The organism is Demequina oxidasica, assembly GCF_000975115.1.
In the GTDB taxonomy this organism is placed as follows: domain Bacteria; phylum Actinomycetota; class Actinomycetes; order Actinomycetales; family Demequinaceae; genus Demequina; species Demequina oxidasica.
This window is the reverse complement of the sequence record NZ_BBRE01000002.1, coordinates 312,207-334,063: the sequence shown is the minus strand read 5'-3', so window position 1 is coordinate 334,063 and position 21,857 is coordinate 312,207. Positions and strand designations below refer to the sequence as shown.

Genomic DNA, 21,857 nt, shown 5'->3' with positions numbered 1-21,857 from the left:
GCATGTTGTCAAGCGGGCCGTTCACTGCTTTGGACGCGCCGCCTGCGGATCAGCATGAGCCCACCACCCAATCCCACCAGCACCAGCGCAACTGCCGCTGTCACCATCGCGTCAGTACCAGTTCCCGACAGCTCCGCCTGGCTATCGGCCGCGACGACCGTGAGGTCATCCCATCCCACAAGCTGACCGTCCTCGTCGTACACCGCGATCCGGTGCGAACCTAGTTCGGTGTCGTGGGGGATGATGGCTTGCGCCTGGCCTGCCACCACTGTGACATTCGCGATTTGCCTGGGGGTTGAGAACAGCCAGATCCCTATGTGTTCGCCGTCGTGCTGGGGACCGAGCCCCACCGTAATCCTTTGGCCCGGCACGGCAGATTCGGGCACAGAAATGGGTCCCCGGTTAGCGTCATTGAGATCCGACTCGCTGGGCGCTTCGCGCTCGGCGTCAGTCTCACCTCCGCCTGCAGTATCGGTGGCGGTGTCGGGATCGCCCCCGTCGCCGGGCGCTCCACCATTCCCAGTACCCTGACCATTCCCTGTCCCCGTTTCAGTTCCAGTTCCGGTTCCTGTTCCGCCACCGTTGCCGTCGCCGCCACCGTTGCCGTCGCCGCCACCGTTGCCGTCGCCTTCGTCGGTTGTCGCGGCAACGAGCTGCGCAACGCCCCAGTGAGCCGTTGACTGGTAGCCCGCTCCGGTGGGATCAGCCCAGTTGCGGATCCCGTCGCGCGCGCCTCCCGACGCGTCATTCACCTGAAAATCCACGCCGTGGAATGTGTCGGCACCTCCCGCCTCGAGCAGTGAGATCGCTACCTCGACGATGTATCCGTCCGCCACTCGAGAGGTTGCGGATTCGACACGCGCGGCTTGGGCGACCTCATCGCCACTTCCGTACGACACCACGTTGTCCGCGTTGACACGGATCTGCGTGTCGTCGGGGCGGTATGAGCCGTTCTTGGCGTTCGCCGGGTCCACATAAATCTCGACGGAATCTTGAACCCAGGGGTCCGAACCCGTGAGGTCAATGTCGCTATCCATAACATGCGCCAGTACGTAGAGCGTGTCTGAGCTCCATATCGTCGCGAAGGAAGCGGTTGCCGCGGGCTCTCCAGCCGTGGACTTGTCCGCTGATACCACTGCTGCGTCGGCCCATAAGGCATCGGCGTCACCGTCGATGACCGGAACGGCAGCGGCCTCCGGAACCTCCACAAACGATGCTGGCTCTACCAGCGTCAAGGTGCCGGTAACGCCACTCGTGTTCCAACCCTGGACGTCCCCGCCGTCGGTGACTCGTACGTCGAACTGAACTGAGTCACCTTGCGCCACAGGGGAGGGTAGCGGCAGCCGCGCCACTACCGTGTATCCGGCATCGTCCAGGTGCACTATGGCGTCCGCATCTGAAGTGCCGTCCCGCGCCACGGTGACACTGGAATCGCCTACCTGGAACTCAACAGCGTCCGAGGGCTGCGGCGATGTGTCCGCGACGCGAACATACGCCGTGAGGTAGCCCGGTGCCCACCGAAGCTGAAACTGTGCACGGTCCGAGAGTCCGATGGACGGGAGCCGCTTCCAGATGGGATTCGTGATGGCCCCCGCGTCGATATCGACGGACGCCGCAAAGATGTTGGCCGTACGCAGCCGTGCGGGCAATGGCGCTTCATCCGACTGCCCAGCAACGATCCCGTAATACGCCGGCTTTGCGCTGTAGTCGTCATCAAACGCCAGTGGACCACCATTGGCGTCGCGCCAACTACGGGCATCATTGAGGCCCCACAGCGTCACACTAAAGAGGTCGTCTTGGTGGCGACGGAAAATGTCGAACGCGTCGCGGTAGTAATACCCCTGGTCGATGAACTTTGCTTGAGTTTCAGGCACGCCTGTGGTCACGTCGAGTTCCGTGACTGCTTGCTGGAGGCCCATCGCCTCAGAGTCCATGATTGCTTGCTCGAGGCTCTCGACCGGCAACGACAGGTCGAGGTGAAATTGGTGGCCCAGTCCATCGACCGGCACGCCGCGGTTCAACAATCGTTCGATGAGGGCAAGATAGCGACCACGCTTTCCCTGCTGCTCGGTGTTGTAGTCATTAATAAAGAGCGTCACCGGGTGTTCGACATCAGTTGCGGCATAGGTGTCGTTGAAAGCCTCGTTCGCGTACTGGAAAGCGAGGTCGAGATACTGCTCTCCCAGGATCTCGTACCAGTGCGAGCGGCGCATCCCGTCCGCATAGACTGCGGTATCCGCGATGGTCTCGTTGGCAACGTCGAACGCGTAGACCGGGTTGCCCCCACCGAATTCGCCCCAATGGTCACTAAGGTACTTGGCAACGTTGAAGATGTGGTCACGCATACGGCCCTGAAGGATCTCTTTGTCAGCCGGTGAATCGGTCAGGAACCGATCCCCGTCCATAAAGAACCAGTCGGGCGTCTGGCTGTACCAGACCAGCACGTGCCCGTAAACGTCAATGTCGTTTGCCATCGCGAAGTCCATGAGGGCTGCGATTTCCGGGCTAGGCGAGAAATCCTGCGCCTCGTTGTACCAAGCCTCGGGCTTCATGTAGTTCTCCGGCGTGACCTGATCAAAGTGCTTGCTGAGCAGTTCCGCGCCCGACCCAACAGTCTCGCGGCTATCGATCGCAACGCCAATAGGGACGCTCATCGTGTCCTTGATTGGAGTGATGTCCTGAACAACCGCCGCCTCGGGCACCGTGGCAGCGATGTCATCGACGTAGAACGTGGAGGTGTTGCCGGCAACCCCCTCCCCTTGCCACGCGGTCTCAAAGTAGACGTAGGACGTGCTTGTTGCGGGCATGGTCAGCCTGGCGCTGACACGAACCCAATCTGTGTTCGACATGCCGGAGAACTGTCCGAGGGTTTGGAAGCTCGTCGATCCATCCTTTGCGTTCTCCAACGAAAGCCATATGTCGTCGGGTTCCTGACCATCGGCGAATCGCACCCACGCGGAGATGTCGTAGGTCGCCCCTTGCACGAGGTCATCGGTGACGTTATAGCGCAGACCATGCCCTTGCGAGGTCCTCCCGCTCACCTCTGCGGACTGCGCGCCAGAGCGCGCTTGATCAGTCGTCACAGCGACCTGAGCGTCAGACGCGACACCCGGGTCACGAAGCTCCCAGCCGTCGAGGCCTTCCTCAAAGCCCGTCGAGAAAGCGACCGCGCCGGGCGCCGGGGCCCCGTCACACGAGACCTCATGGGTGATCAGCACGTCGTCGAGTAGCAGATCCGCGGTCGCGCTATCCGACTCGAGGTAGAGCGAGGCAGGCTGCTCACTCGGCACAACCGTGTACGTGCCGCCGATCTGTACCCAGTCGTCGGCTCCCACTTCCACCCGCTCGCCGACCCACTGATACTGATTGCTCGCGGCGGGAACCTCCATCCCGAGGTTCACTTTGACGGGTCCCGAAACCGGGGCTGGAATCTTTGCGTAGGCAGTGATTTGGTAGGTGCCCGCCGTCAGGAGGCTCGAGACGTCGACCGCGGCTCCGTTCCAACTGTCCGATCGTCCGGTGACCTCCAGAGCGCCAGCACCCGCATGGGAATCGTCCGACACCGCCACGGCCTGCGCTCCGCGTGCGCTCCAGGGGTCTACGTCGGTGTCGAAGTCATACGACACAACCGTGACTGTTCCTGGCACGCACTCACCCGTAGAGCCGCCACCACCCTCGTCACCATCACCTGAGTCGGCAGCAGTCACGACGACGTTGTCCAGTTGGTAGTCACTGGTGTTCGCGACCTCAATGTAAGCCTTCGCGGTCGCGATGGAATCCTCCGCGAAGGTGAAGGTGCCGGAAACTGTCGTCCATGTTTCCGCCGGGACACTCGTGTTGCCAACCCAGTTGTAGGTGTTGTCGGCCCCCTCGTCGAACGCGATAAAGCGCACATCTACCGGCACGGACACCAACACTTCCGCGCTGAACGTGTACTCAACACCTGCGTCGAACACGCCGGTCTGACTTTGCAGGCCAAAGTGGGTGGCATCCCGATCGCTCACCTGCAGCGCTTTAGCGGCCTCACTCCCCTGGCGATCAACCACAGTCAGCGTCGCGGCGTCATTGGCGATCCAAGACCCAGTCGTCCCGTCCTCAAAGTCAATGCTCTCCACCCCAGCAGTAGCAGCGTGCGCTGGCGATGCAGCGCCAGACACAACGGCGACTGCCGCGAAGGTGAGTGCCCCCGCACACGCGATGGGCTTGAGTAGACGATGACTGCGACGCATGAGCGCTCCCTTTGCGGTCCTAAGGTGTGTGGCCCTCATCTAGCAGCGCAGGACGCAAGCTCAGCACACCGGTGTGTTGAGACGCAAAGGTAAATGGGAAGCGACGTCGTTGTCCACGATTCACTCAAATGGCCTCGAAACTATCGAAAGACCAGCACCAAAATAAGGCAGTCCAATGCCGCGCTACCAGGAGTAACACCGCAACGCGCTACGCGCTACTGGCAGCCGCCCACCGGGCAAGTACGTCAGCGGCCGAACCCGAGTCCACCGACTCGCGCGCGGCGTCGAGTCCCGCGCGCATCCGGTCCACGAAGGAGCCCTCGGCTGTGCCAGGCAGGGTCGCATCCGCCACAATTCCGGCTGCCGCATTGAGCAGGACAGTGTCACGAACGGGGCCCGTGTCCCCGTCGAGCACACGATGCACCACTGAAGCGTTGTACTGGGGGTCCCCGCCTTTAAGGTCAGCGGTCTTAATCGCGGGCAAGCCGAGCTCGGTCACGGCGTTGAGAGTAATTTCGACAATCTCACCGTCACGCACTTCCCATACGCTCGACGGCGCAGTTGCGGCGAGCTCGTCCAGCCCGTCCCCGCCACGGAACACCAGTCCGTTGCGTCCCTTGCGCGCGAGCACGCCAGCAATGACAGGCGCAAGGTCACGGCTGGAGGCACCGATCGCCGATGCTTCAGGTTGGGCGGGATTCGTGAGCGGCCCCAAGATGTTGAACGTCGTGGCGATACCAAGCTCGGAGCGAATCGGACCCACGTACTTCATCGACGAGTGAAAGACGGGCGCCGGGCAGAAGGTAATGCCCACCTCAGTCGCGAGCTCAGCGACACGCTCGGGCGTGGCGTTGAGATTGATACCGAGTTCAGAGAGCACATCCGAACTTCCGGTAGTAGAGGACGCGGCACGATTGCCGTGCTTCACCACCGTCAGACCGGCACCGGCGGTCACGAGCGATGCCATAGTGGTGATGTTGACAGTGTTTGCACCGTCACCACCAGTACCCACCAGGTCCACCGAGCGCACTGGGATAGAGATCCTGACGGCATGCTCGAGCATGGCGTCCACAAGCCCCTCGACCTCCGCGGGAGTTTCCCCCTTAACGCGCAGCCCCGCAAGGAACGCTGCCATGGGGACCGCGGTCGCCTCGCCGGTCAGAATCTGATCCATAATCCACCGAGTGTCAGCAGTCTCGAGATCCTCGCCGCTCACGAGTCGGTTCAAAATATCGCGCCACGATGCCATGACGGTTCCCTTCGTTGCGTCGAGTCGGGTGTGCGCGACCGCTGTCGCGGTCGCTCAAGAGAAGTCCAGTCGGCTAGACCGCGGCGGGAGCGAAGAACTCGTCGACCGTGTCACGCACGACGAATGGGTCGAGGGGGTGCGCTACCGCAGCATCGGCCTCCGACCAAGTGGCAAGCCATGCGTCGCCAGGGCGTCCCACGAGAAGCAACACCGGAGGGCAGTCAAAGTACTCGTGCTTCATCTGCCGGCAAATTCCCATACCACCAGACTTAGCCGCTTCGCCATCCAGAATCACGAGGTCAAACTTGCCAGCGTCAAGCAGCCCGATGGTCGCATCGTGCGTGGCCGCCTCGGTCCACTCGATGGTGCGGCCGTGCGTGCGCGACCCCACCGCGAAACGCACCTTTTCACGCACATTCTTGTCATCCGAGTAGATCAGGATTGCTGCCTTGGCGGTGTCCACCGCTCCGTCATTGTTCTTTGCCACATCGCTCATGTTGCCCATTTTGGCACGACTTACGCACAATGCACTGCGGGCGCACATGGATGGCTCGCATTGGGGCCTGTCGCTGGCACACAAGTCCTCTTATTTACGCAATAATGAACGACATGTCCCAAGCCACGACCAAGCCGTCGCCTATTCACGCGACGCGCCCCAATCAGGTTGCCGTAGGCACCATCGTCTGGCTCAGCTCCGAACTGATGTTCTTTGCTGGCCTCTTCGCGATGTATTTCACACTTCGGGCTCAGGTGCCCGAAGTGTGGGCCGAGGAAACGCAACTCCTGAACGTTCCGTTTGCCATTGCCAACACCACGATCCTGGTGTTGTCCTCATTCACCGCCCAGGCGGGCGTGTTTGCAGCTGAGCGCTACCAGCGCCGGCGTGAGGGCTCAATTTGGCAGTTCAAGAAGTGGGGAATGCACGAGTGGTTCGTGCTCACCTTCATCATGGGCTCCATCTTCATTGGCGGCCAGGTATTCGAGTATTCGGAGCTCGTCTCGCACGGCCTCACCATCTCCTCGAGCCCCTATGGATCGGTGTTCTACCTCACCACCGGCTTCCACGGACTACACGTGCTCGGCGGTTTGATCGCCATGTTGTTTGTGCTCGGGCGCTCCTTCGCCGCTCGTAAGTTCGGTAACCACGAGGCGACCACCACCATCGTCGTGTCGTATTACTGGCACTTCGTCGACGTGGTCTGGATTGCTTTGTTCGCCGTGATCTACCTGGTTCAGTAGGGATTGACCATGAAAACCTTAGCCAAAAAGCGGTACCACAAGGCCGCTCCGCTCATGCTGGTACTACTACTGTTGGCCGCCATTACGGGCGTAGCCGCAGTGACCACCAGCTCCCCCGCCACCGCAGCGACCCAGGTGTCCGAAGACGACGTCGCGCAGGGTGAGAAGCTCTTTGCAGCAAACTGCGCCACGTGCCACGGCATGGACGCCCAGGGCCAAGAGGACATTGCGCCCTCGCTCGTCGGCGTTGGCGCAGCCGCTGTCGACTTCCAGGTAGGCACTGGCCGCATGCCGATGCAGATGTCAGGTCCTCAGGCTCGCGCCAAAGCGCCCCAATTCGACCAGGACCAGATCGATCAGCTCGCGGGCTATGTCGCCTCCCTCGGCGCGGGACCCACCGTCCCCACCGCAGAGGAGGTCGACGGTTCGCTCGGCGATCCCGCGAATGGCATGGAGCTCTTCCGTACTAACTGCGCAATGTGCCATGGCTCAGTCGGCGGTGGTGGGGCTCTTACGCAGGGTAAGTACGCACCTTCATTGTGGGCCACCACTCCCACCCACATCTACGAGGCGATGTTGACCGGACCTCAGTCGATGCCCGTGTTCAACAACGCCAACATCTCCGCCGAGGGCAAGCGCGACGTCATCGCGTATCTGGAGGAGCAGCGTCAGCCGTCTCCAGGCGGACTCAAGCTTGGCGCCATCGGCCCCGTTGCCGAAGGCTTCTGGGCATGGCTGGTTGGAATCGGCCTCATCATCGCCAGCACCGTGTGGGTAGGAGCGCGTTCTTCATGAGCCAGTCAGATCAGAGTCAAGAGACAACGGAATCTGATTCCTTTCAGGATCCGGGTGTTCCCTATCACCGCCCTCGTCTAGCCGACAAGGACCCCAAGGCCGCCAAGCGAGCTGAGCGTCAGGTCGCCGCGATGTTCGGCATCTCGATCCTCGGCACCGTCATCGCCATCTGGGCCTACTTTGGTCTGAACGACATGGGCGAAGATGTTAAGTCGATCCAGCAGACCAATACGGTCATCGGTATCGGTGTCATGCTCGCGATGTTCGGCATTGGCTGGGGCGCTATCCACTGGGCCAAGACCCTTATGCGCGACCACGAAATGGTGGAAGAGCGCCACGAATTGCGTTCGTCGGACGAGAGCCGCGAGGGAGCGATTCAGAACCTCAAGGACGGCGTAGAGGACTCTGGCATCGGCGCCTCAAAAGAGGGCGTGCCACGTCGTGGCCTGCTGAAGGGCTCACTCATCACCGCGATGCTGGTGGCTCCCCTTGCCCTACTCGTTCCTCAGATCGGTAATATGGGCGGCGACTGGAACGTGGGTCTGCTGCGCCACACCATGTGGAAGAAGGGAACGCGCCTGGCGCGCGACCCCGATGGCACCCCTATCAAGGCCTCTGATGTCACCATTGGCTCAGCTTTCCATGTGATCCCTGAAGGTCTCAACGAGATGGGCCATGGCAAGCTCGAGGCAAAGGCCAAGGCCATCGTTCTCATGGTTCGCCTTGACCCCCGGGACCTAACCATTCAGCCAGGACGCGAGGACTGGTCGTTTGATGGCATCGTCGCCTATTCCAAGGTCTGCACGCACGTCGGTTGCCCCGTTGCTCTTTACGAGCAGCAGACGCACCACCTCCTGTGCCCGTGCCACCAGTCCACCTTTGACGTCTCCGATGGAGCCAAGGTCGTCTTCGGTCCCGCTAAGCGCCCGTTGCCACAGCTACCCATTGCAGTTGACGATGAGGGCTACATCATCGCGACGAGCGACTTCGACGAGCCCGTTGGCCCTAGCTACTGGGACCGCCTCAAGACGCCTGACGGCACCTTGACCCCTGAGGAGGGCAGCCACTAATGGGTACCAAGCTCAATAACGCCGCTGCGGGCACCGCCAATTACGTCGACGAGCGCACCTCAATCGGTGGCTTCGTCAAGTTCTTCGCGCGGAAGATCTTCCCCGACCACTGGTCGTTCATGCTGGGCGAGGTGGCACTGTACTCGTTCATCGTGCTGCTGATTTCCGGCGTATTCCTCACGGCATTCTTTGTGCCCTCGATGGACATCATTCACTACGACGGCACTTTCCCCACCATGCAGGGTGTGGAGATGTCGCGCGCCTTTGCCTCGACGCTCGACACCTCATTTGAGGTGCCTGGCGGGCTCCTCATGCGTCAGATCCACCACTGGGCGGCGCTGCTCTTCACCGCGTCGATCCTGTTCCACATGGCGCGTGTGTTCTTCACGGGAGCCTTCCGAAAGCCGCGCGAGATCAACTGGCTCATCGGTTTCACACTGATGATCATGTCGCTTGCTGCGGGCTTCACCGGTTACTCGCTTCCCGACGATGTGCTCTCCGGAAACGGACTTCGGATCATCGACGGAATCGTCAAGGCCATTCCGATCATCGGTACCTACATCTCGTACTGGCTGTTCGGCGGTGAATTCCCCGGCGAGGTGCTGATTCCGAGGCTGTTCACGGCGCACGTGTTGCTTGTGCCCGCGCTCATTCTGGGCCTGATTGCGCTGCACCTCTTCCTGGTGTTCTTGCACAAGCACACTCAGTATCCGGGCGGTGGCCGCACGCACAAGAACGTGGTGGGTCTCCCGCTGTTCCCCGTGTACACCGCCAAGGCCGGTGGATTCTTCTTCGTCGTGTTTGGCGTGATCGCTTTCATGGGTGCGTTCTTCACCATCAACCCGGTGTGGAACTACGGTCCCTACGACCCCTCCCCTGTGTCCGCTGGTACCCAGCCCGACTGGTACATCCTCTTCGTCGACGGCGCCCTGCGTATGATGCCCGGCGAGTTGTGGGGCTTCCCGTTCGAGTGGGTTATTGGCGGCTACACGCTCTCCATGAACCTGCTGATTCCGGGCCTCATCATGCCGGCACTGCTCTTTGGTTTCATGGCCTTCTACCCGTGGTTCGAGGCCTGGGCTACCGGAGACCGGGGCGAGAAGCACGTGCTGGACAGGCCCCGCAACGCACCTGTTCGCACTGGAATTGGCGTGGCGGTCATCACGTTCTACGTGATCCTGGTGCTCGAGGGCTCCAACGACATCGTGGCGAACTTGTTCCACCTGTCGCTCAACGACCTCACCATCTTCTTCCGCTACGCGATCTTCATCCTGCCTGTCGTGGCGTTCATGGTGACAAAGCGGTTCTGCATGGGTCTGCAGCGCAAGGACCGCGAACTTGTGCTTCACGGCAACGAGACCGGCCGCATCGTGCGTCACGAGAACGGCGAGTACATCGAGGTTCACGAGCCGCTCGACGAGCAAGCTCGCTGGATCGCCGTCAACTACGACGACATCGCACCCAGTGTGGTCGCGCCGTCTCACAACGACCGCGGAGTCGCACGCAAGGGCCACAAGTTCGACCGGTTCAAGCACCGCCTGTCGCGCTTCTACTTCGAGGACCGGGTGTCACCTGTCACGCCGTCCGAACTGGAAGAAGCCCAACACCACCACTAGTCACTTCTGTTTCTCACATGAATGGCCCGCCCGGGAATCTTGGGCGGGCCATTCGTGTTTGACCAGGTAGGACCCTGATGAGTCGACTAGCATCCGCGATGCGCCAAGCGTTTTTGGCCGCGCGGGACTAGGCTCGAAGGGTTCCCAGAAAAGCTCCAGTCGGACCCGACTGGACACGACCTAAGGAGACTCAATGGGCGATTACAGCCTTCCAGATCTTTCCTACGACTATGGCGCACTCGACCCTCACATTGCGGGCGAGATCATGGAGTTGCACCACAGCAAGCACCACGCGGCATACGTCGCGGGCGCGAACACCGCTCTCGAAAAGATGGCAGAGGCCCGGGACTCCGAGAACTTCGCTACCATCCCCATGCTGGAGAAGAACCTCGCGTTCAACCTCGGCGGTCACGTCAACCACTCTGTGTTCTGGACCAACATGTCGCCGGAGGGCGGCGACAAGCCCGTAGGCGACCTCGCCTCCGCAATCGATGAGCACTTTGGCTCGTTCGACGGCTTCCGTGGACACTTCACGAACACCGCGATGACGATTCAGGGTTCCGGCTGGTCGATTCTGGCCTGGGACACGCTTGGTGAGAAGCTCATCATCGTGCAGCTCTACGACCAGCAGGGCAACCTGCCTATCGGCCTCATCCCGCTGCTGATGCTCGACATGTGGGAGCACGCCTTCTACCTGCAGTACCGCAACGTCAAGGCCGACTACGTCAAGGCCTGGTGGAACGTCATCGACTGGGCCAACGTTCAGGCACGCTTCGCCACCGCCCGCACCCAGGGTGCTGGCCTGATCGCGTAGTTAGACTCGCGACACTTAAGCGCAAGACGAGGGTGCCGGTTCCACATGGAGCCGGCCCCCTCGTTGCGTCCAGGGACACCTCAGGATGTCTAGGCTGCGTCAGCCTCGTGAGTAGCTGTGTCCTTGCGCCACCGAGAGCCTCCCAGGCCCACCAGGCGCGCGATCACCACCGCGACGAACAGGGTGCCCAGGACGGCCTCAAGTGACGCTAAGGAGCGCGCCCAATCGGACTTAGGGACAATGTCTCCGTAGCCGAGGGTTGAGATGGTGACGTAACTGCCGTAAAACAGGCTCTGCCAGGTCACGGGGTCGGCGGACGTCGCGTCGATGTAACTGCCAGCCACGGCGAACTCGAGTTCGCTGGAAATGACGCCAAACACCCCGCCGAGGAGCAAATAGGCCGATACCGCGATCAGGAGCATGTCGATAGTGCTGGCGTGGTGAGACGGCTGCAGCAGACGCCGTACCAAGATCACCAGTAGCATCAACTGGAAAATCCCCACGGCCGCCAGCAGAATGGCTGTCGCCTGCTTCTCCCCCTGGTTGAGCGAGAACCACACAGCTGCGGCTACCAGTAGGATCACGCCCGGAACTATCGGCCAGCCGGCGCGCGGGTGAATCGCTATCTCGCGGGCACCATAAAAGATGACACCTCCGTAGAGCAACAGGTAGCCCACGGTCCACCAAGGACCGTAGTTCGTGACCGGGTAGCCGAACTGGAGAAGCACCAGGCAGCCAAAGAGTAGCCAAAGCGTTCCGCGTTGAGTCATGCTCACCTCCTGACCAATAATCTAGTGGTCCCCGAGTGGCCCATAGTCGGTCCGCCACGGGCCATTCGGTCCCTCTGCGGACCATTGCGGCACGGACCCGGGGTTGAGAAACGCGAAAGGGCCGGCTCCACAAGGCGCCGGCCCTTTCGCGTTTTCAAGAAACTAGTGCGCGTGCTGTCCGCGCGAGTACTCAAACACCCATCCCACGATGCCGATCACAAAGATCGCTACGGCTGGGGCCATAATCCACCAGCCCACTGCGAGGGCAAGGAATCCAAGCGCCGCCGATGCTGCGAGGACCAGTGGCCACCAGCTCCAGGGGGCAAAGATCCCCTGCTCACCAGCGAGCTCCGCGATCTCGCCGTCATTGCGGTCCTCGGGGCGTGCGCCGTGGCGCTTGTCCAGCATGCGGAAATAGATACCCACCATCAGGAACAATCCACCGGTCAGCAGGATGCCGACAAACCCCACCCACTCGTCAAAGCTGGTGAAGATGCCGTACAGGATTGCCACCAGAAAGAAGAAGATCGCTGGCAGGTTAAAGAGTTTCGCTTCAATATTCACGGTCTATACCCCTAACTCACCACTGCGTGATCGGCGTCGTCGCGTTCTGCCTGGTAGTGATCGATCGCCGCTGCCTCCGGGTGGTGAAGGTCAAATGCGGGACGCTCTGAGCGAATACGCGGGATGGAGGTGAAATTGTGTCGGGGCGGCGGGCAGGACGTTGCCCATTCGAGCGAGTTTCCGAAGCCCCATGGGTCGTCAACTGTGACCTTAGGAGCCTTCTTGTGAGTCCGGTACACGTTCCATAGGAACGGCAACGTGGAGATCGCCAAGATGAAGGCACCGACGGTAGACACCTGGTTCATACCGGTGAAGCCATCCTCCGGTAGGTAGTCGACGTAGCGTCGAGCCATCCCCTGGACACCAGCCCAGTGCTGAATGAGGAACGTGGTGTGGAAGCCGATGAACAGCAACCAGAAGTGAATCTTGCCTAGTCGCTCATCCAGCATCTTGCCGGTGAACTTTGGCCACCAGAAATAGAATCCGGCGAACATCGCAAACACCACGGTGCCGAACACCACGTAGTGGAAGTGCGCCACTACAAAGTACGAGTCGGACACTGGGAAGTCGAGCGGCGGCGCGGACAGGATGACGCCGGTCAGGCCACCAAAGAGGAAGGTGATGAGGAAGCCGATAGTCCAGAGCATCGGCGTCTCAAACGTCAACTTTCCTCTCCACATTGTTCCTATCCAGTTGAAGAACTTCACGCCTGTCGGCACCGCGATCAACATCGTCATGAAGGCGAAGAAGGGCAACAAAACGGCTCCGGTGACGTACATGTGGTGAGCCCACACGGTCACGGACAACGCAGCAATCGCGATGGTCGCGTAAACGAGGCCGTGATATCCGAAGAGTGGCTTCCGAGAGAACACTGGGATGATCTCGGTAATGATGCCGAAGAACGGCAGAGCGATGATGTAGACCTCCGGATGCCCGAAGAACCAGAACAAGTGTTGCCACAATATGGCTCCGCCGTTGTCCGGATTAAAGACCTGTGACCCGAGCCTACGGTCCGACCCCAGCGCAAGCAATGCGGAAGCCAGTGGGGGGAACGCGATCAGCACGAGCATCGACGTCACCAGGGTGTTCCAGGTGAAGATCGGCATGCGGAACATGGTCATACCCGGCGCGCGCATCGTCACGATGGTAGTGATGAAGTTCACCGCACCAAGAATGGTTCCGAAACCAGATAGCGCTAGGCCGAAGACCCACAGGTCTCCACCCACACCTGGTGAGTACACGGCATTGCTCAGTGGCGCGTACGCGAACCAGCCAAAAGAAGCCGCACCCTGAGGGGTGAAGAAGCCGGCCGACGCGATGAGTCCACCGAACAGATACAGCCAGTACGCGAACATGTTGACACGCGGGAACGCGACGTCAGGAGCACCGATCTGGAGCGGCATGATCACGTTGGCGAAGCCGGCGAACAGCGGCGTCGCGAACAACAGCAGCATGATGGTGCCATGCATGGTGAACAGCTGGTTGTACTGCTCAGCCGACTGCACGATCTGGATGCCCGGCTCAAACAACTCGGCGCGGATAATCAGCGCCATCACGCCGCCGATGCAGAAGAAGATAAAGGACGTGATCAGGTACATGTACCCGATGGTCTTGTGATCAGTGGACGTGATCCACTTGATGAAGATACGGCCCTTGCTCATGGGCGCCTTGGGTGTGGGCTCGGGTGTCGACGCCGCGTCCGCAGCTTCAATGATGTCGGTCGCCATTATTCGTTGGTCTCCTCGTGGTCCTGGGTCATCTTGACGACCTGGTCACGGCTGTATTCCAGACCAATCTGGCCTTCGTAGCCTTCGTCGCGCAATTTCTGCATGTATGCGTCGTACTCGTCGCGCTCTACCACCTCGACGTTGAAGAGCATGGAAGCGTGGTATTCGCCGCAAAGCTCAGCGCACTTGCCCTTGTACGTGCCCGTCTGGGTGGGAATTACCTGGAAACTGTTAGTGCGACCCGGAATCGTGTCCTCCTTGTAGAGGAACGCCGGAATCCAGAAGGAGTGGATGACGTCGCGGGAATTCAGGATGAACTCGACTCGCTCGTTAACCGGCAGATACAGCGTGGGAAGAGTCTCCTCGACGCCGGTCTCGCCGGTCAGCGTTGCCTGCACGCCGGCCGTGTAGACGTTGTCATCAACGTAGTTAAAGTCCCAGCTCCACTGCTTGCCGATCACCTGAATGGTGACATCGGGCGTTTCCGAGGTATCGCGGATCGCGCTGATGTCCTGTGCAGTGAACTTGAACAGCACACCGATCAGCATCAGCGGCACCACCGTGTACATGAGCTCAAGCGGCACATTGGCGCGAGTCTGTAGCGGAAGCTTGGAGTCACCCTTGCGCTTGCGGTACACCGCAACACACCAAAGGATGAGACCCCACGTCAGCACGCCGACGGCGAGGGCCGCAATCCACGACCCGTTCCACAGTGTGATGATGCGACCGGTCTGGTTTGTGACGTCCGGCGTGCTTGGCAGCGCGCCGTTCTCAATACCCTCCACACAGCCTGAGAGCAGGAGCATCACGGCTACTGCACCAGTTGCGCCAAGGGCATAACGAAGTGTTCTGGGACGAGTTACTTTGGACACGCGGTCAGTCTAGCGCGCGATAACGTGAGGGCATGTCAGACACCCGCATGTTTCTCGATGCAAGCGGCTCCGCGCCTCTCACACCACGCGTCACCGATGCCCTACGAGCAGGGTTTGCTGAAGGTTGGGCGGACCCCAATCGCCTTCACGCTGAATCCCGGCGTGCGCGCGCGCTCGTCGACGGCGCCCGGGGCGCGATCGCCGATGTGATCGGCACTCAGAGTGAATACCTGCATTTCACAGCCTCCGTCAGCCTCGCGTTCGAACGAGTGATCACTGGTGTCGGTGCCGCTCGGCGTGGCCGTGATCGCATCGTCGCCTCCGCGATTGAGCGCGACGCCGTGCTTGATGCCGCCAACTTCGTGACCAAAGGTGCCGTTGACCTCGTCCCGGTAGACCGGCTCGGCCACCTCGACCTCGAGACGCTTTCTACGTTCACCAGCCACCCCGCGACTGCGATGGCTGCGGTCCAGCACGCGAATCACGAGGTCGCGACGGTGCAACGCCTGGCAGACGTCGCAGCGGTGACATCACAGCACTCGGTGCCGCTGATCGTGGACGCCACAGCCAGCATCGGTCACCTTGAGTCTCCGCAACACTGGGACGGCTTGGTCGCAAACCCCGCGGACTGGGGCGGGCCAGCCGGCCTAGGGGTCGTGGCGCTACGACCCCAAACGCGATGGCTGCAGGCCTGGCCTGACGGTGACCCCTGGGCGCCCGGAGGAATCTCGGTTCCTCTCGCGCTCGCCGCTGCCGTGGCACTCCAGGAGCGTGTCGAGGACCGCGAGCGCATTGCGACAAGGCTGAGCTCGTACGTCGACGAGATTCGCGCGGCGATCGACGGCCTCGAGGACGTGGCCGTCATCGGTGACAACACGGAGCGTCTCCCCCACGTGCTGACCGCGGCTTTCCTGTATCTAGATGGCGAACCGCTCGTGTCACGACTTGATCGTGCGGGCATAGCCGTGGGCTCAGGCTCCGCGTGCGGGAAGGCGACGTTCGAACCCAGCCGCGTACTAGAAGTGATGGGAGCGCTCACCCACGGAAACTTGCGCATCGGTTTGCATCCTGGTGTGACTCAGGAAGACGTGCGTCGATTCATCGGAATCCTGCCGCGCGTCATTGCGGATGTGAAATCGGACATGGGCGTTTTTGGCTCATAACCGGTTGGCGGTCCAGACATGCAAACGGGCGGCGAGGCCATCTCTGGCCCGCACCGCCCATCCTGCGTAAGAAGCGTCGCGCTTAGCTGAAGGAGTCTCCGCACGCGCAGGAACTCGACGCGTTCGGGTTGTCAATCGTGAAGCCCTGCTTCTCGATCGTGTCGGCAAAGTCGATAGTCGCACCGTCGAGGTACGGGACCGACATCTTGTCGACAACAACTCCTACGCCGTCAAAGTCCATGCGGACGTCGCCATCGAGCGTGCGCTCGTCAAAGTAGAGCTGATAGATGAGGCCAGAGCAACCGCCAGGCTGCACCGCAAGGCGCAGATTGAGGTCGTCGCGGCCTTCTTGCTCCAACAGGCTCTTTACCTTGCTGGTGGCGCCGTCGGTAATGACCACTCCATGCGTGGCGTTCTCGGTCGCGGTATCAGTCATATGCCGCTCCTCTCTCATAGGTCTGTAGGTAATAGCGTACGCCGTGTTGCGGATATTCCAAGCATTCCAGTGAAAGTCAGCGCAACTCGCGAAACCGCCACTAGTTGAGTCGCGTCCAGGTCTGCGCGACACGGCGAATCTGATCGCCAAGTGCGTCCTCGCCGTGCCCCGCCTCGTAGGCGGCGGCTACCCCTGCTGCCATCAGATCTCGCTTACCGACGTGAACCTCCGGGGCGACGGCGACCACGGGAACAGCTGCCGCCGATGCTGCCCGGGCCAGCGAGCTCGCCACGCCATGATCGAGTGTGGTCGGGGTAAGGGTGGGGGCCAACGCCACCGCCACCGTCGCGTCGTCGCCTATTGCGGCCCGCACTCCTGCAGTATCCATCAGGTAGCCGGCGGCATCGGTCACCAAGCGCCCGCCGACGGCCGCCAGACAGTACGCAAGGCCCGTCGCTGCGCCGGTGCCCGGCTGGTCGGACATCCTGCTCGCTCCCACCAACATAGGCCTAGAAGCCTCCGCGTCGACTTCGCGCGCGATGGCCGTCCAGCGGTCCTCTTGTGTTTGTGCCGCTAAAGACACGGCCGCATCGGCCTCGCGTCCGTCACGCAGCGCCGAACTCATGCCGTGAAAACCCAACAGCGGTCGATCAGTGGTGGTCAGCACCACGATGTCCAGCACGTCGAGGGTCGCACGCATCGCGGCCATGTTCTTTACCCAGGACCCGCCAACTCCCCACAACCCCGTCGCGTCACCTGCACAGTTCCCATTGCCGACGGGCACCACCACCGTCTGGCGCCGTCCCCCGCTACGGGCGGCCGCAGCTAGACCTAATAGTCCCGATGCGAGATCGAGCGGGTTCCAACGGGTCGCCGTGCCCTTGGGCGCTGCAATGGCGGCGCCACCAGTGAGGAACGTGTCCAAGGCGACCAATTCGACTCCGCCCACGCGGGTACGGGACCCAGCCACGGCATCGGCCGAACGGGGTCCACCGTCCCCGATGGCGAAGGACTGGACATCGACGTGTGGAGCGGCCGTGCCCCAGGCCAGCATCGAAATCTCCTGTGCCGATTCCGCGGACACCGAAAAGGGTCCGTTTGCGTCCCACTCCTGGCACACCATCACTACGCGCATGGTCACTAGTGTGCCTTGCGGATCGTGACACAATGGACGAATGACTTCGACGTTCACCGAACCGTCCGATTCGCCGGCTCTGCTGCTCCTTGGAGGACGCCGCGATCCGATGTCCGAGCGCGGCGTGGACTGCCCTGGCGACTTGCCGGAGCCGTCCGACCCCAACTTAGTAGCGCGTGCGACCGCTGCTAAAGAGGCGCTCGGTGACCGTGTGTTCGTCCTAGGCCACCACTATCAGCGTGACGAGGTTATCCAGTTTGCCGACGTCACCGGCGACTCCTTCAAACTCGCACGTGACGCAGCGGCTCGCCCCGCCGCCGAGTTCATTGTGTTCTGTGGAGTGCACTTCATGGCCGAGAGTGCGGACGTGCTCACTGACTCGTCACAGGCCGTGATTCTGCCCGATATGGCTGCCGGTTGCTCGATGGCGGACATGGCGAACATCAACCAGGTCGAGGACGCGTGGGAACAGCTAGCTGAGGCCGGTGTCGCCGAACAGACCGTCCCCGTGACCTATATGAACTCCACTGCGGCCATCAAGGCCTTCTGTGGTCGTCACGGCGGCGTCGTGTGCACGTCCTCGAATGCTGAGGTCGCGATGCGCTGGGCCTACGAACAGGTCGGTGGGGTCGACGGCACCGGCAAGGTGCTGTTCATGCCCGACCAGCACTTGGGCCGCAACACTGCAGTACTGCAGCTTGGCCTCAGCCTCGCCGACTGCGTGGTCTATGACCCTCGCAAGCCCCTCGGTGGCAACACTGCCGAGGAACTTGCTGCAGCTCGCGTCATTCTGTGGAAGGGGCACTGCTCAGTGCACGGCCGGTTCCGCAAGACCAACGTCGACGCCGCCCGAGAGCAGGTGTCCGGCATCAACGTGCTGGTCCACCCCGAGTGCACCCACGAGGTCGTGACGAGCGCGGACTACGTGGGTTCCACTGAGTTCATTATCAAGACGCTCGATGCGGCAGAGCCCGGCTCCGCCTGGGTGATCGGCACCGAGTTGAACCTGGTGCGGCGCCTTGCGAATGCTCACCCGGACAAGCAGATCATGTTCCTCGAGGACACCGTGTGCTTCTGCTCCACCATGAACCGCATTGATCTTCCGCACCTGGTGTGGGCGCTCGAATCTCTGGTCGCCGGCGACGTGCCGAACCAGGTCACGGTGGACGCTCAGACCCAGGCGCAGGCTAAGGTCGCGCTAGACCGCATGCTCGCCCTGCCCGCCAAAGACGCGGCCAAGGACTAATACTTCAGCCCAAGCGCCCAGCGGCGCGTGATGTGATTTAAGGAAATGATGAGCAAGAACAACGACAAGTCCGTGCCCGCGCCCGCCGAGCCGACCATCGCGCCGGCTGAATCCACTGTCGAGGCAGGGACAGAGGCAACAGTAGCCGCCAAGAAAGGCCGCCCCACGCCTACGCGCAAGGAACAAGAGGCCAAGAACCAGCGCGGGCTCATCATCGACCCCAAGGCTGGCGCCAAGGAGCGCAAGGCCAAGGTTCGCGCCGAGCGAGAGTCGCAGTATCAGGCAATGCGCAGCGGCGACGAGCGCAACATGCCACTTGAACACCGTGGTCCAGAGCGCCGCTTCCTGCGCGACTTTGTAGACGCGCGCACCTCGATTGGTGAGTTCCTGCTCCCGATGTCGATCATCTTTGTCATCGGCTCCTTGTTCCTCAACAACGCTGCCCTGGGCGGCTCGCTGATTCTGGTGTTCTACGTCATCGTGCTGGCCGCGGCCGTCGACACCTGGCTGATGACGCGCCGCCTCAAGAAGCACTTCATCACCAAGTTTGGTGCAGGCAAGTTGCCGCGCGGGTGGGTGTTCTACGTAATCTCGCGTCACTTCAACCTGCGCCGCTTCCGCGTTCCGCGCCCCAAGGTCAAGCGTGGCGAGTTCCCCGTTTAGCACCTCTTCCGCGCGCCAGATACCGGCGCGCGGAACAGTGGTTTCACCCAGCGCGTAGAAGTTTTTGGCCCTCCGTGCCGCCGTGCTGGTTAGTGTGAAGGTATGACTGAATATCGCTACCTGGGCAACTCCGGCCTCAAAATTACGGAACTCACCTACGGCAACTGGCTGACGCACGCGTCACAGGTCGCCAACGAGCAGGCCGAGGCCTGCGTGAAGGCCGCGCTAGACGTCGGCATCACGTCGTTTGACACCGCCGATGTCTACGCCAACACCGGCGCCGAGACGGTGCTGGGCGACATCCTCAAGGGCGAACGCCGCGAGGGACTCGAGATCTTCACCAAGGTCTATTGGCCCACTGGACCCAAGGGCCCCAATGACACCGGGCTGTCTCGTAAGCACATCATGGAGTCCATCAACGGCTCGCTGACGCGCCTGCAGACCGACTATGTCGACCTGTACCAAGCACACCGCTACGACACCGAGACCCCACTTGAGGAGACCATGACCGCGTTCGCGGATGTGGTCCGCCAGGGCAAGGCGCTGTACATCGGCGTCAGTGAGTGGACCGGCGAGCAGATCCGTGCAGGCGCCGCGTTGGCCAAGGACCTCAACATCCAGTTGATCTCCAGCCAGCCCCAGTACTCGATGCTGTGGCGAGTGATCGAGGACGAGGTCGTGCCTGCCTCCGAGGAGTCCGGCCTGTCTCAGATTGTCTGGTCCCCCGTAGCCCAGGGCGTGCTCACCGGCAAGTACAAGCCCGGCCAGCCCGCGCCCGAAGGCTCGCGCGGTACCGACGACAAGGGAGGCAAGGACATGATCAGCCGTTTCCTCGGAAACGACGAGCTGCTGACGCGAGTGCAGAGGCTGCAGCCCGTCGCCGATGAACTGAACCTGTCGATGGCTCAGCTTGCCGTGGCCTGGGTGTTGCAAAACTCGAACGTCGCCGCGGCCATCATTGGCGCATCGCGACCGGAGCAGGTCTACGAGAATGCCAAGGCTTCAGGCGTGACCATTCCGGAGGAACTCATGATCCGCATCGACGACGCCCTCGGCGACGCCGTGGTGCGCGACCCCGGCATGACCGCCAAGACCAGCCCGCAGACCCGGCCGGTGTAGCCGCCCACGGCACCAGCAAACACAGAAGGGCCCCGCGACCGTCCAGGATCGCGGGGCCCTTCTTATTGCTTCAAAGGAGAAAACAATGATCGTGCGCCTGGCAGGTACGCACACTTGGATAACGGGCGGGATTCGGCACTAGTTCCCGATATTCAAAGTATTTTTCCGTGACCTTTCCGCCGATGCCGCGGCTGGCTTTACGGCGTCGGTTCGGCGCCGTCGCGGGCGATATCAAGCAGCCGTTTGACCGCGTCGTGACGCGGTGCGCGCGGATCCCACACCGCCACGATGGGTCGGGGAAAGGTGAGGTTCTCGGTCTCGACGCGCGTGAGGCGGCCGGCGGCCAGGTCGTCTGCCACCGCGAGGCCGCTGAGCACTGCTACTCCCCCACCAGCCATCACAGTCGACCGGATCGCAAGCGCGGTGGGAAGTTCCGCCGCGGGCTCCACGATGGTCAGCCCCTCAACGGCGAGGCGCACTCGGCGCTCGAGCGTGGTCCGAGTGCCGGAGCCGCGTTCGCGGCTGATCAGTGGAGTGGCGGCGAGTTCCTCCACCGTCACGGCCTCGCGCGACGCCCACGGGTGAGTGTTGCCCACGACGACGACGAGTTCATCGCTGGCCACGATCATCGAGTCAAGATCCTCCGGGACGTCTGGAGTCTCGATAAAACCGATCGAGTACCTCCCGTCCCTGACCCCGGCAATCACTCCCGCGCTGTTGGCGGCGGACAGTTCCAGTCTGGCCTGGTCTCCCGTCGCCGCGAATTTGGTCAGCCACAGCGGCATGAGGTGTTCGGCGACGGTGAGGCTGGCGGCCACGCGCACGTGGGATTGCGCATCCTTCTTGAGCGCATCCACCGCGGACTCGAACGAGGCAGACCTAGTCAACAGATCGTGCGCCCACTCCGCGATGACCACGCCCTCAGGGGTCAGCGACGTGCCGCGCGTCGAACGTTCGAACAGGTGCAGGCCCCACTGAGCCTCCAGCGCCCGCATGCGCGCGGACACACCCTGCTGGGAGACCCCCAGCACATCTGCCGCAGCACTGAGGGAGCCATGTTCATGCACGGCCACCAGCATGCGCAGCGGCGCGAGCTCGGTTGGCTGACGGGTCATGGGTGGCACCAGGTCATGGACACAACATTAACTTG

The 21,857-nt window shown here is 61.9% G+C and carries 19 protein-coding genes; 9 read left to right on the top strand and 10 right to left on the bottom strand.

Going from position 1 to position 21,857, the window contains the following annotated elements; translation table 11 throughout:
* Positions 1 to 8: 8 nt before the first annotated feature.
* From AOP77_RS08575 to AOP77_RS08565, 3 genes are all read right to left on the bottom strand, one after another.
* Complete coding sequence (locus AOP77_RS08575; RefSeq protein WP_062212392.1) at positions 9 to 4,229, bottom strand: endo-1,4-beta-xylanase; 4,221 nt, start codon at positions 4,227 to 4,229, stop codon at positions 9 to 11.
* Between the two features lie 208 nt (positions 4,230 to 4,437).
* The gene (gene trpD, locus AOP77_RS08570) at positions 4,438 to 5,478 is read right to left on the bottom strand and encodes an anthranilate phosphoribosyltransferase (protein ID WP_062212388.1); all 1,041 of its coding nucleotides are present in this window, start codon (positions 5,476 to 5,478) and stop codon (positions 4,438 to 4,440) included.
* Between the two features lie 73 nt (positions 5,479 to 5,551).
* Positions 5,552 to 5,974, bottom strand: a complete 423-nt coding sequence (locus AOP77_RS08565) for a response regulator (protein ID WP_062212649.1) — start codon at positions 5,972 to 5,974, stop codon at positions 5,552 to 5,554.
* A 113-nt stretch (positions 5,975 to 6,087) separates the two neighbouring features.
* Between AOP77_RS08565 and ctaE the strand changes: the two genes are divergently transcribed.
* From ctaE to AOP77_RS08540, 5 genes are all read left to right on the top strand, one after another.
* The gene (gene ctaE / locus AOP77_RS08560) at positions 6,088 to 6,717 is read left to right on the top strand and encodes an aa3-type cytochrome oxidase subunit III (protein WP_061965519.1); all 630 of its coding nucleotides are present in this window, start codon (positions 6,088 to 6,090) and stop codon (positions 6,715 to 6,717) included.
* 9 nt (positions 6,718 to 6,726) lie between these two features.
* The gene (gene qcrC / locus AOP77_RS08555; RefSeq protein ID WP_062212385.1) at positions 6,727 to 7,512 is read left to right on the top strand and encodes a cytochrome bc1 complex diheme cytochrome c subunit; all 786 of its coding nucleotides are present in this window, start codon (positions 6,727 to 6,729) and stop codon (positions 7,510 to 7,512) included.
* Positions 7,509 to 8,582, top strand: a complete 1,074-nt coding sequence (gene qcrA / locus AOP77_RS08550; RefSeq protein ID WP_062212382.1) for a cytochrome bc1 complex Rieske iron-sulfur subunit — start codon at positions 7,509 to 7,511, stop codon at positions 8,580 to 8,582. Before qcrC ends, qcrA begins: the two co-directional genes overlap by 4 nt.
* Complete coding sequence (gene qcrB, locus AOP77_RS08545) at positions 8,582 to 10,198, top strand: cytochrome bc1 complex cytochrome b subunit (protein ID WP_062212379.1); 1,617 nt, start codon at positions 8,582 to 8,584, stop codon at positions 10,196 to 10,198. The genes qcrA and qcrB overlap by 1 nt, the downstream gene beginning before the upstream one ends.
* 193 nt (positions 10,199 to 10,391) lie before the next feature.
* Positions 10,392 to 11,012 carry a superoxide dismutase gene (locus tag AOP77_RS08540; RefSeq protein ID WP_062212375.1) on the top strand — a complete coding sequence of 207 codons (621 nt, stop codon included), beginning with the start codon at positions 10,392 to 10,394 and terminating at the stop codon, positions 11,010 to 11,012.
* Between the two features lie 89 nt (positions 11,013 to 11,101).
* Here AOP77_RS08540 and AOP77_RS08535 read toward each other — a convergent pair whose 3' ends face one another.
* The 4 genes from AOP77_RS08535 to ctaC form a co-directional block, all read right to left on the bottom strand.
* On the bottom strand, positions 11,102 to 11,782 hold the full coding sequence (locus tag AOP77_RS08535) for a potassium channel family protein (protein ID WP_062212373.1): 681 nt from the start codon (positions 11,780 to 11,782) through the stop codon (positions 11,102 to 11,104).
* Between the two features lie 162 nt (positions 11,783 to 11,944).
* Complete coding sequence (locus tag AOP77_RS08530; RefSeq protein ID WP_062212370.1) at positions 11,945 to 12,346, bottom strand: cytochrome c oxidase subunit 4; 402 nt, start codon at positions 12,344 to 12,346, stop codon at positions 11,945 to 11,947.
* 11 nt (positions 12,347 to 12,357) lie between these two features.
* The gene (ctaD, locus tag AOP77_RS08525) at positions 12,358 to 14,073 is read right to left on the bottom strand and encodes an aa3-type cytochrome oxidase subunit I (RefSeq protein WP_084622477.1); all 1,716 of its coding nucleotides are present in this window, start codon (positions 14,071 to 14,073) and stop codon (positions 12,358 to 12,360) included.
* Entirely contained in the window at positions 14,073 to 14,945 is an 873-nt protein-coding gene (gene ctaC / locus AOP77_RS08520; RefSeq protein ID WP_062212360.1) for an aa3-type cytochrome oxidase subunit II, read from the bottom strand. The genes ctaD and ctaC overlap by 1 nt, the downstream gene beginning before the upstream one ends.
* A gap of 32 nt (positions 14,946 to 14,977) precedes the next feature.
* Here ctaC and AOP77_RS08515 point away from each other — a divergent pair, with 32 nt between their 5' ends.
* The gene (locus tag AOP77_RS08515) at positions 14,978 to 16,108 is read left to right on the top strand and encodes a cysteine desulfurase family protein (RefSeq protein WP_062212357.1); all 1,131 of its coding nucleotides are present in this window, start codon (positions 14,978 to 14,980) and stop codon (positions 16,106 to 16,108) included.
* A gap of 82 nt (positions 16,109 to 16,190) precedes the next feature.
* Here the strand turns inward: AOP77_RS08515 and erpA are convergent, their stop codons facing one another.
* Together erpA and AOP77_RS08505 are read right to left on the bottom strand one after the other, a co-directional pair.
* The gene (erpA, locus tag AOP77_RS08510) at positions 16,191 to 16,544 is read right to left on the bottom strand and encodes an iron-sulfur cluster insertion protein ErpA (RefSeq protein ID WP_062212354.1); all 354 of its coding nucleotides are present in this window, start codon (positions 16,542 to 16,544) and stop codon (positions 16,191 to 16,193) included.
* Positions 16,545 to 16,644: 100 nt separating this feature from the next.
* The gene (locus AOP77_RS08505; protein ID WP_152649836.1) at positions 16,645 to 17,679 is read right to left on the bottom strand and encodes a glycerate kinase; all 1,035 of its coding nucleotides are present in this window, start codon (positions 17,677 to 17,679) and stop codon (positions 16,645 to 16,647) included.
* 40 nt (positions 17,680 to 17,719) lie between these two features.
* Between AOP77_RS08505 and nadA the strand changes: the two genes are divergently transcribed.
* The 3 genes from nadA (at position 17,720) to AOP77_RS08490 (ending at position 20,707) form a co-directional block, all read left to right on the top strand.
* Positions 17,720 to 18,925: a quinolinate synthase NadA gene (gene nadA / locus AOP77_RS08500; protein ID WP_062212348.1), complete on the top strand. Its 1,206-nt coding sequence runs from the start codon at positions 17,720 to 17,722 to the stop codon at positions 18,923 to 18,925.
* A gap of 48 nt (positions 18,926 to 18,973) precedes the next feature.
* Positions 18,974 to 19,588, top strand: coding sequence for a DUF3043 domain-containing protein (locus tag AOP77_RS08495; RefSeq protein ID WP_062212345.1), 615 nt, complete (start codon positions 18,974 to 18,976; stop codon positions 19,586 to 19,588).
* A 102-nt stretch (positions 19,589 to 19,690) separates the two neighbouring features.
* The gene (locus AOP77_RS08490) at positions 19,691 to 20,707 is read left to right on the top strand and encodes an aldo/keto reductase family protein (protein ID WP_062212342.1); all 1,017 of its coding nucleotides are present in this window, start codon (positions 19,691 to 19,693) and stop codon (positions 20,705 to 20,707) included.
* Between the two features lie 197 nt (positions 20,708 to 20,904).
* Here AOP77_RS08490 and AOP77_RS08485 read toward each other — a convergent pair whose 3' ends face one another.
* Positions 20,905 to 21,822, bottom strand: coding sequence for a LysR family transcriptional regulator (locus AOP77_RS08485; RefSeq protein ID WP_062212339.1), 918 nt, complete (start codon positions 21,820 to 21,822; stop codon positions 20,905 to 20,907).
* Positions 21,823 to 21,857 lie beyond the last annotated feature (35 nt).

Bases quoted from the DNA above. Each gene is read 5' to 3' on its own strand.
- ctaE (WP_061965519.1), top strand. From the start codon at position 6,088: ATGTCCCAAGCCACGACCAAGCCGTCGCCTATTCACGCGACGCGCCCC.
- qcrB (WP_062212379.1), top strand. From the start codon at position 8,582: ATGGGTACCAAGCTCAATAACGCCGCTGCGGGCACCGCCAATTACGTC.
- nadA (WP_062212348.1), top strand. From the start codon at position 17,720: ATGACTTCGACGTTCACCGAACCGTCCGATTCGCCGGCTCTGCTGCTC.
- AOP77_RS08490 (WP_062212342.1), top strand. From the start codon at position 19,691: ATGACTGAATATCGCTACCTGGGCAACTCCGGCCTCAAAATTACGGAA.
- erpA (WP_062212354.1), bottom strand. From the start codon at position 16,544: ATGACTGATACCGCGACCGAGAACGCCACGCATGGAGTGGTCATTACC.
- qcrC (WP_062212385.1), top strand. From the start codon at position 6,727: ATGAAAACCTTAGCCAAAAAGCGGTACCACAAGGCCGCTCCGCTCATG.
- AOP77_RS08540 (WP_062212375.1), top strand. From the start codon at position 10,392: ATGGGCGATTACAGCCTTCCAGATCTTTCCTACGACTATGGCGCACTC.
- AOP77_RS08485 (WP_062212339.1), bottom strand. From the start codon at position 21,822: ATGACCCGTCAGCCAACCGAGCTCGCGCCGCTGCGCATGCTGGTGGCC.
- qcrA (WP_062212382.1), top strand. From the start codon at position 7,509: ATGAGCCAGTCAGATCAGAGTCAAGAGACAACGGAATCTGATTCCTTT.
- AOP77_RS08505 (WP_152649836.1), bottom strand. From the start codon at position 17,679: ATGCGCGTAGTGATGGTGTGCCAGGAGTGGGACGCAAACGGACCCTTT.
- ctaD (WP_084622477.1), bottom strand. From the start codon at position 14,073: ATGGCGACCGACATCATTGAAGCTGCGGACGCGGCGTCGACACCCGAG.
- AOP77_RS08535 (WP_062212373.1), bottom strand. From the start codon at position 11,782: ATGACTCAACGCGGAACGCTTTGGCTACTCTTTGGCTGCCTGGTGCTT.
- AOP77_RS08575 (WP_062212392.1), bottom strand. From the start codon at position 4,229: ATGCGTCGCAGTCATCGTCTACTCAAGCCCATCGCGTGTGCGGGGGCA.
- AOP77_RS08565 (WP_062212649.1), bottom strand. From the start codon at position 5,974: ATGAGCGATGTGGCAAAGAACAATGACGGAGCGGTGGACACCGCCAAG.
- AOP77_RS08515 (WP_062212357.1), top strand. From the start codon at position 14,978: ATGTCAGACACCCGCATGTTTCTCGATGCAAGCGGCTCCGCGCCTCTC.
- AOP77_RS08495 (WP_062212345.1), top strand. From the start codon at position 18,974: ATGAGCAAGAACAACGACAAGTCCGTGCCCGCGCCCGCCGAGCCGACC.
- trpD (WP_062212388.1), bottom strand. From the start codon at position 5,478: ATGGCATCGTGGCGCGATATTTTGAACCGACTCGTGAGCGGCGAGGAT.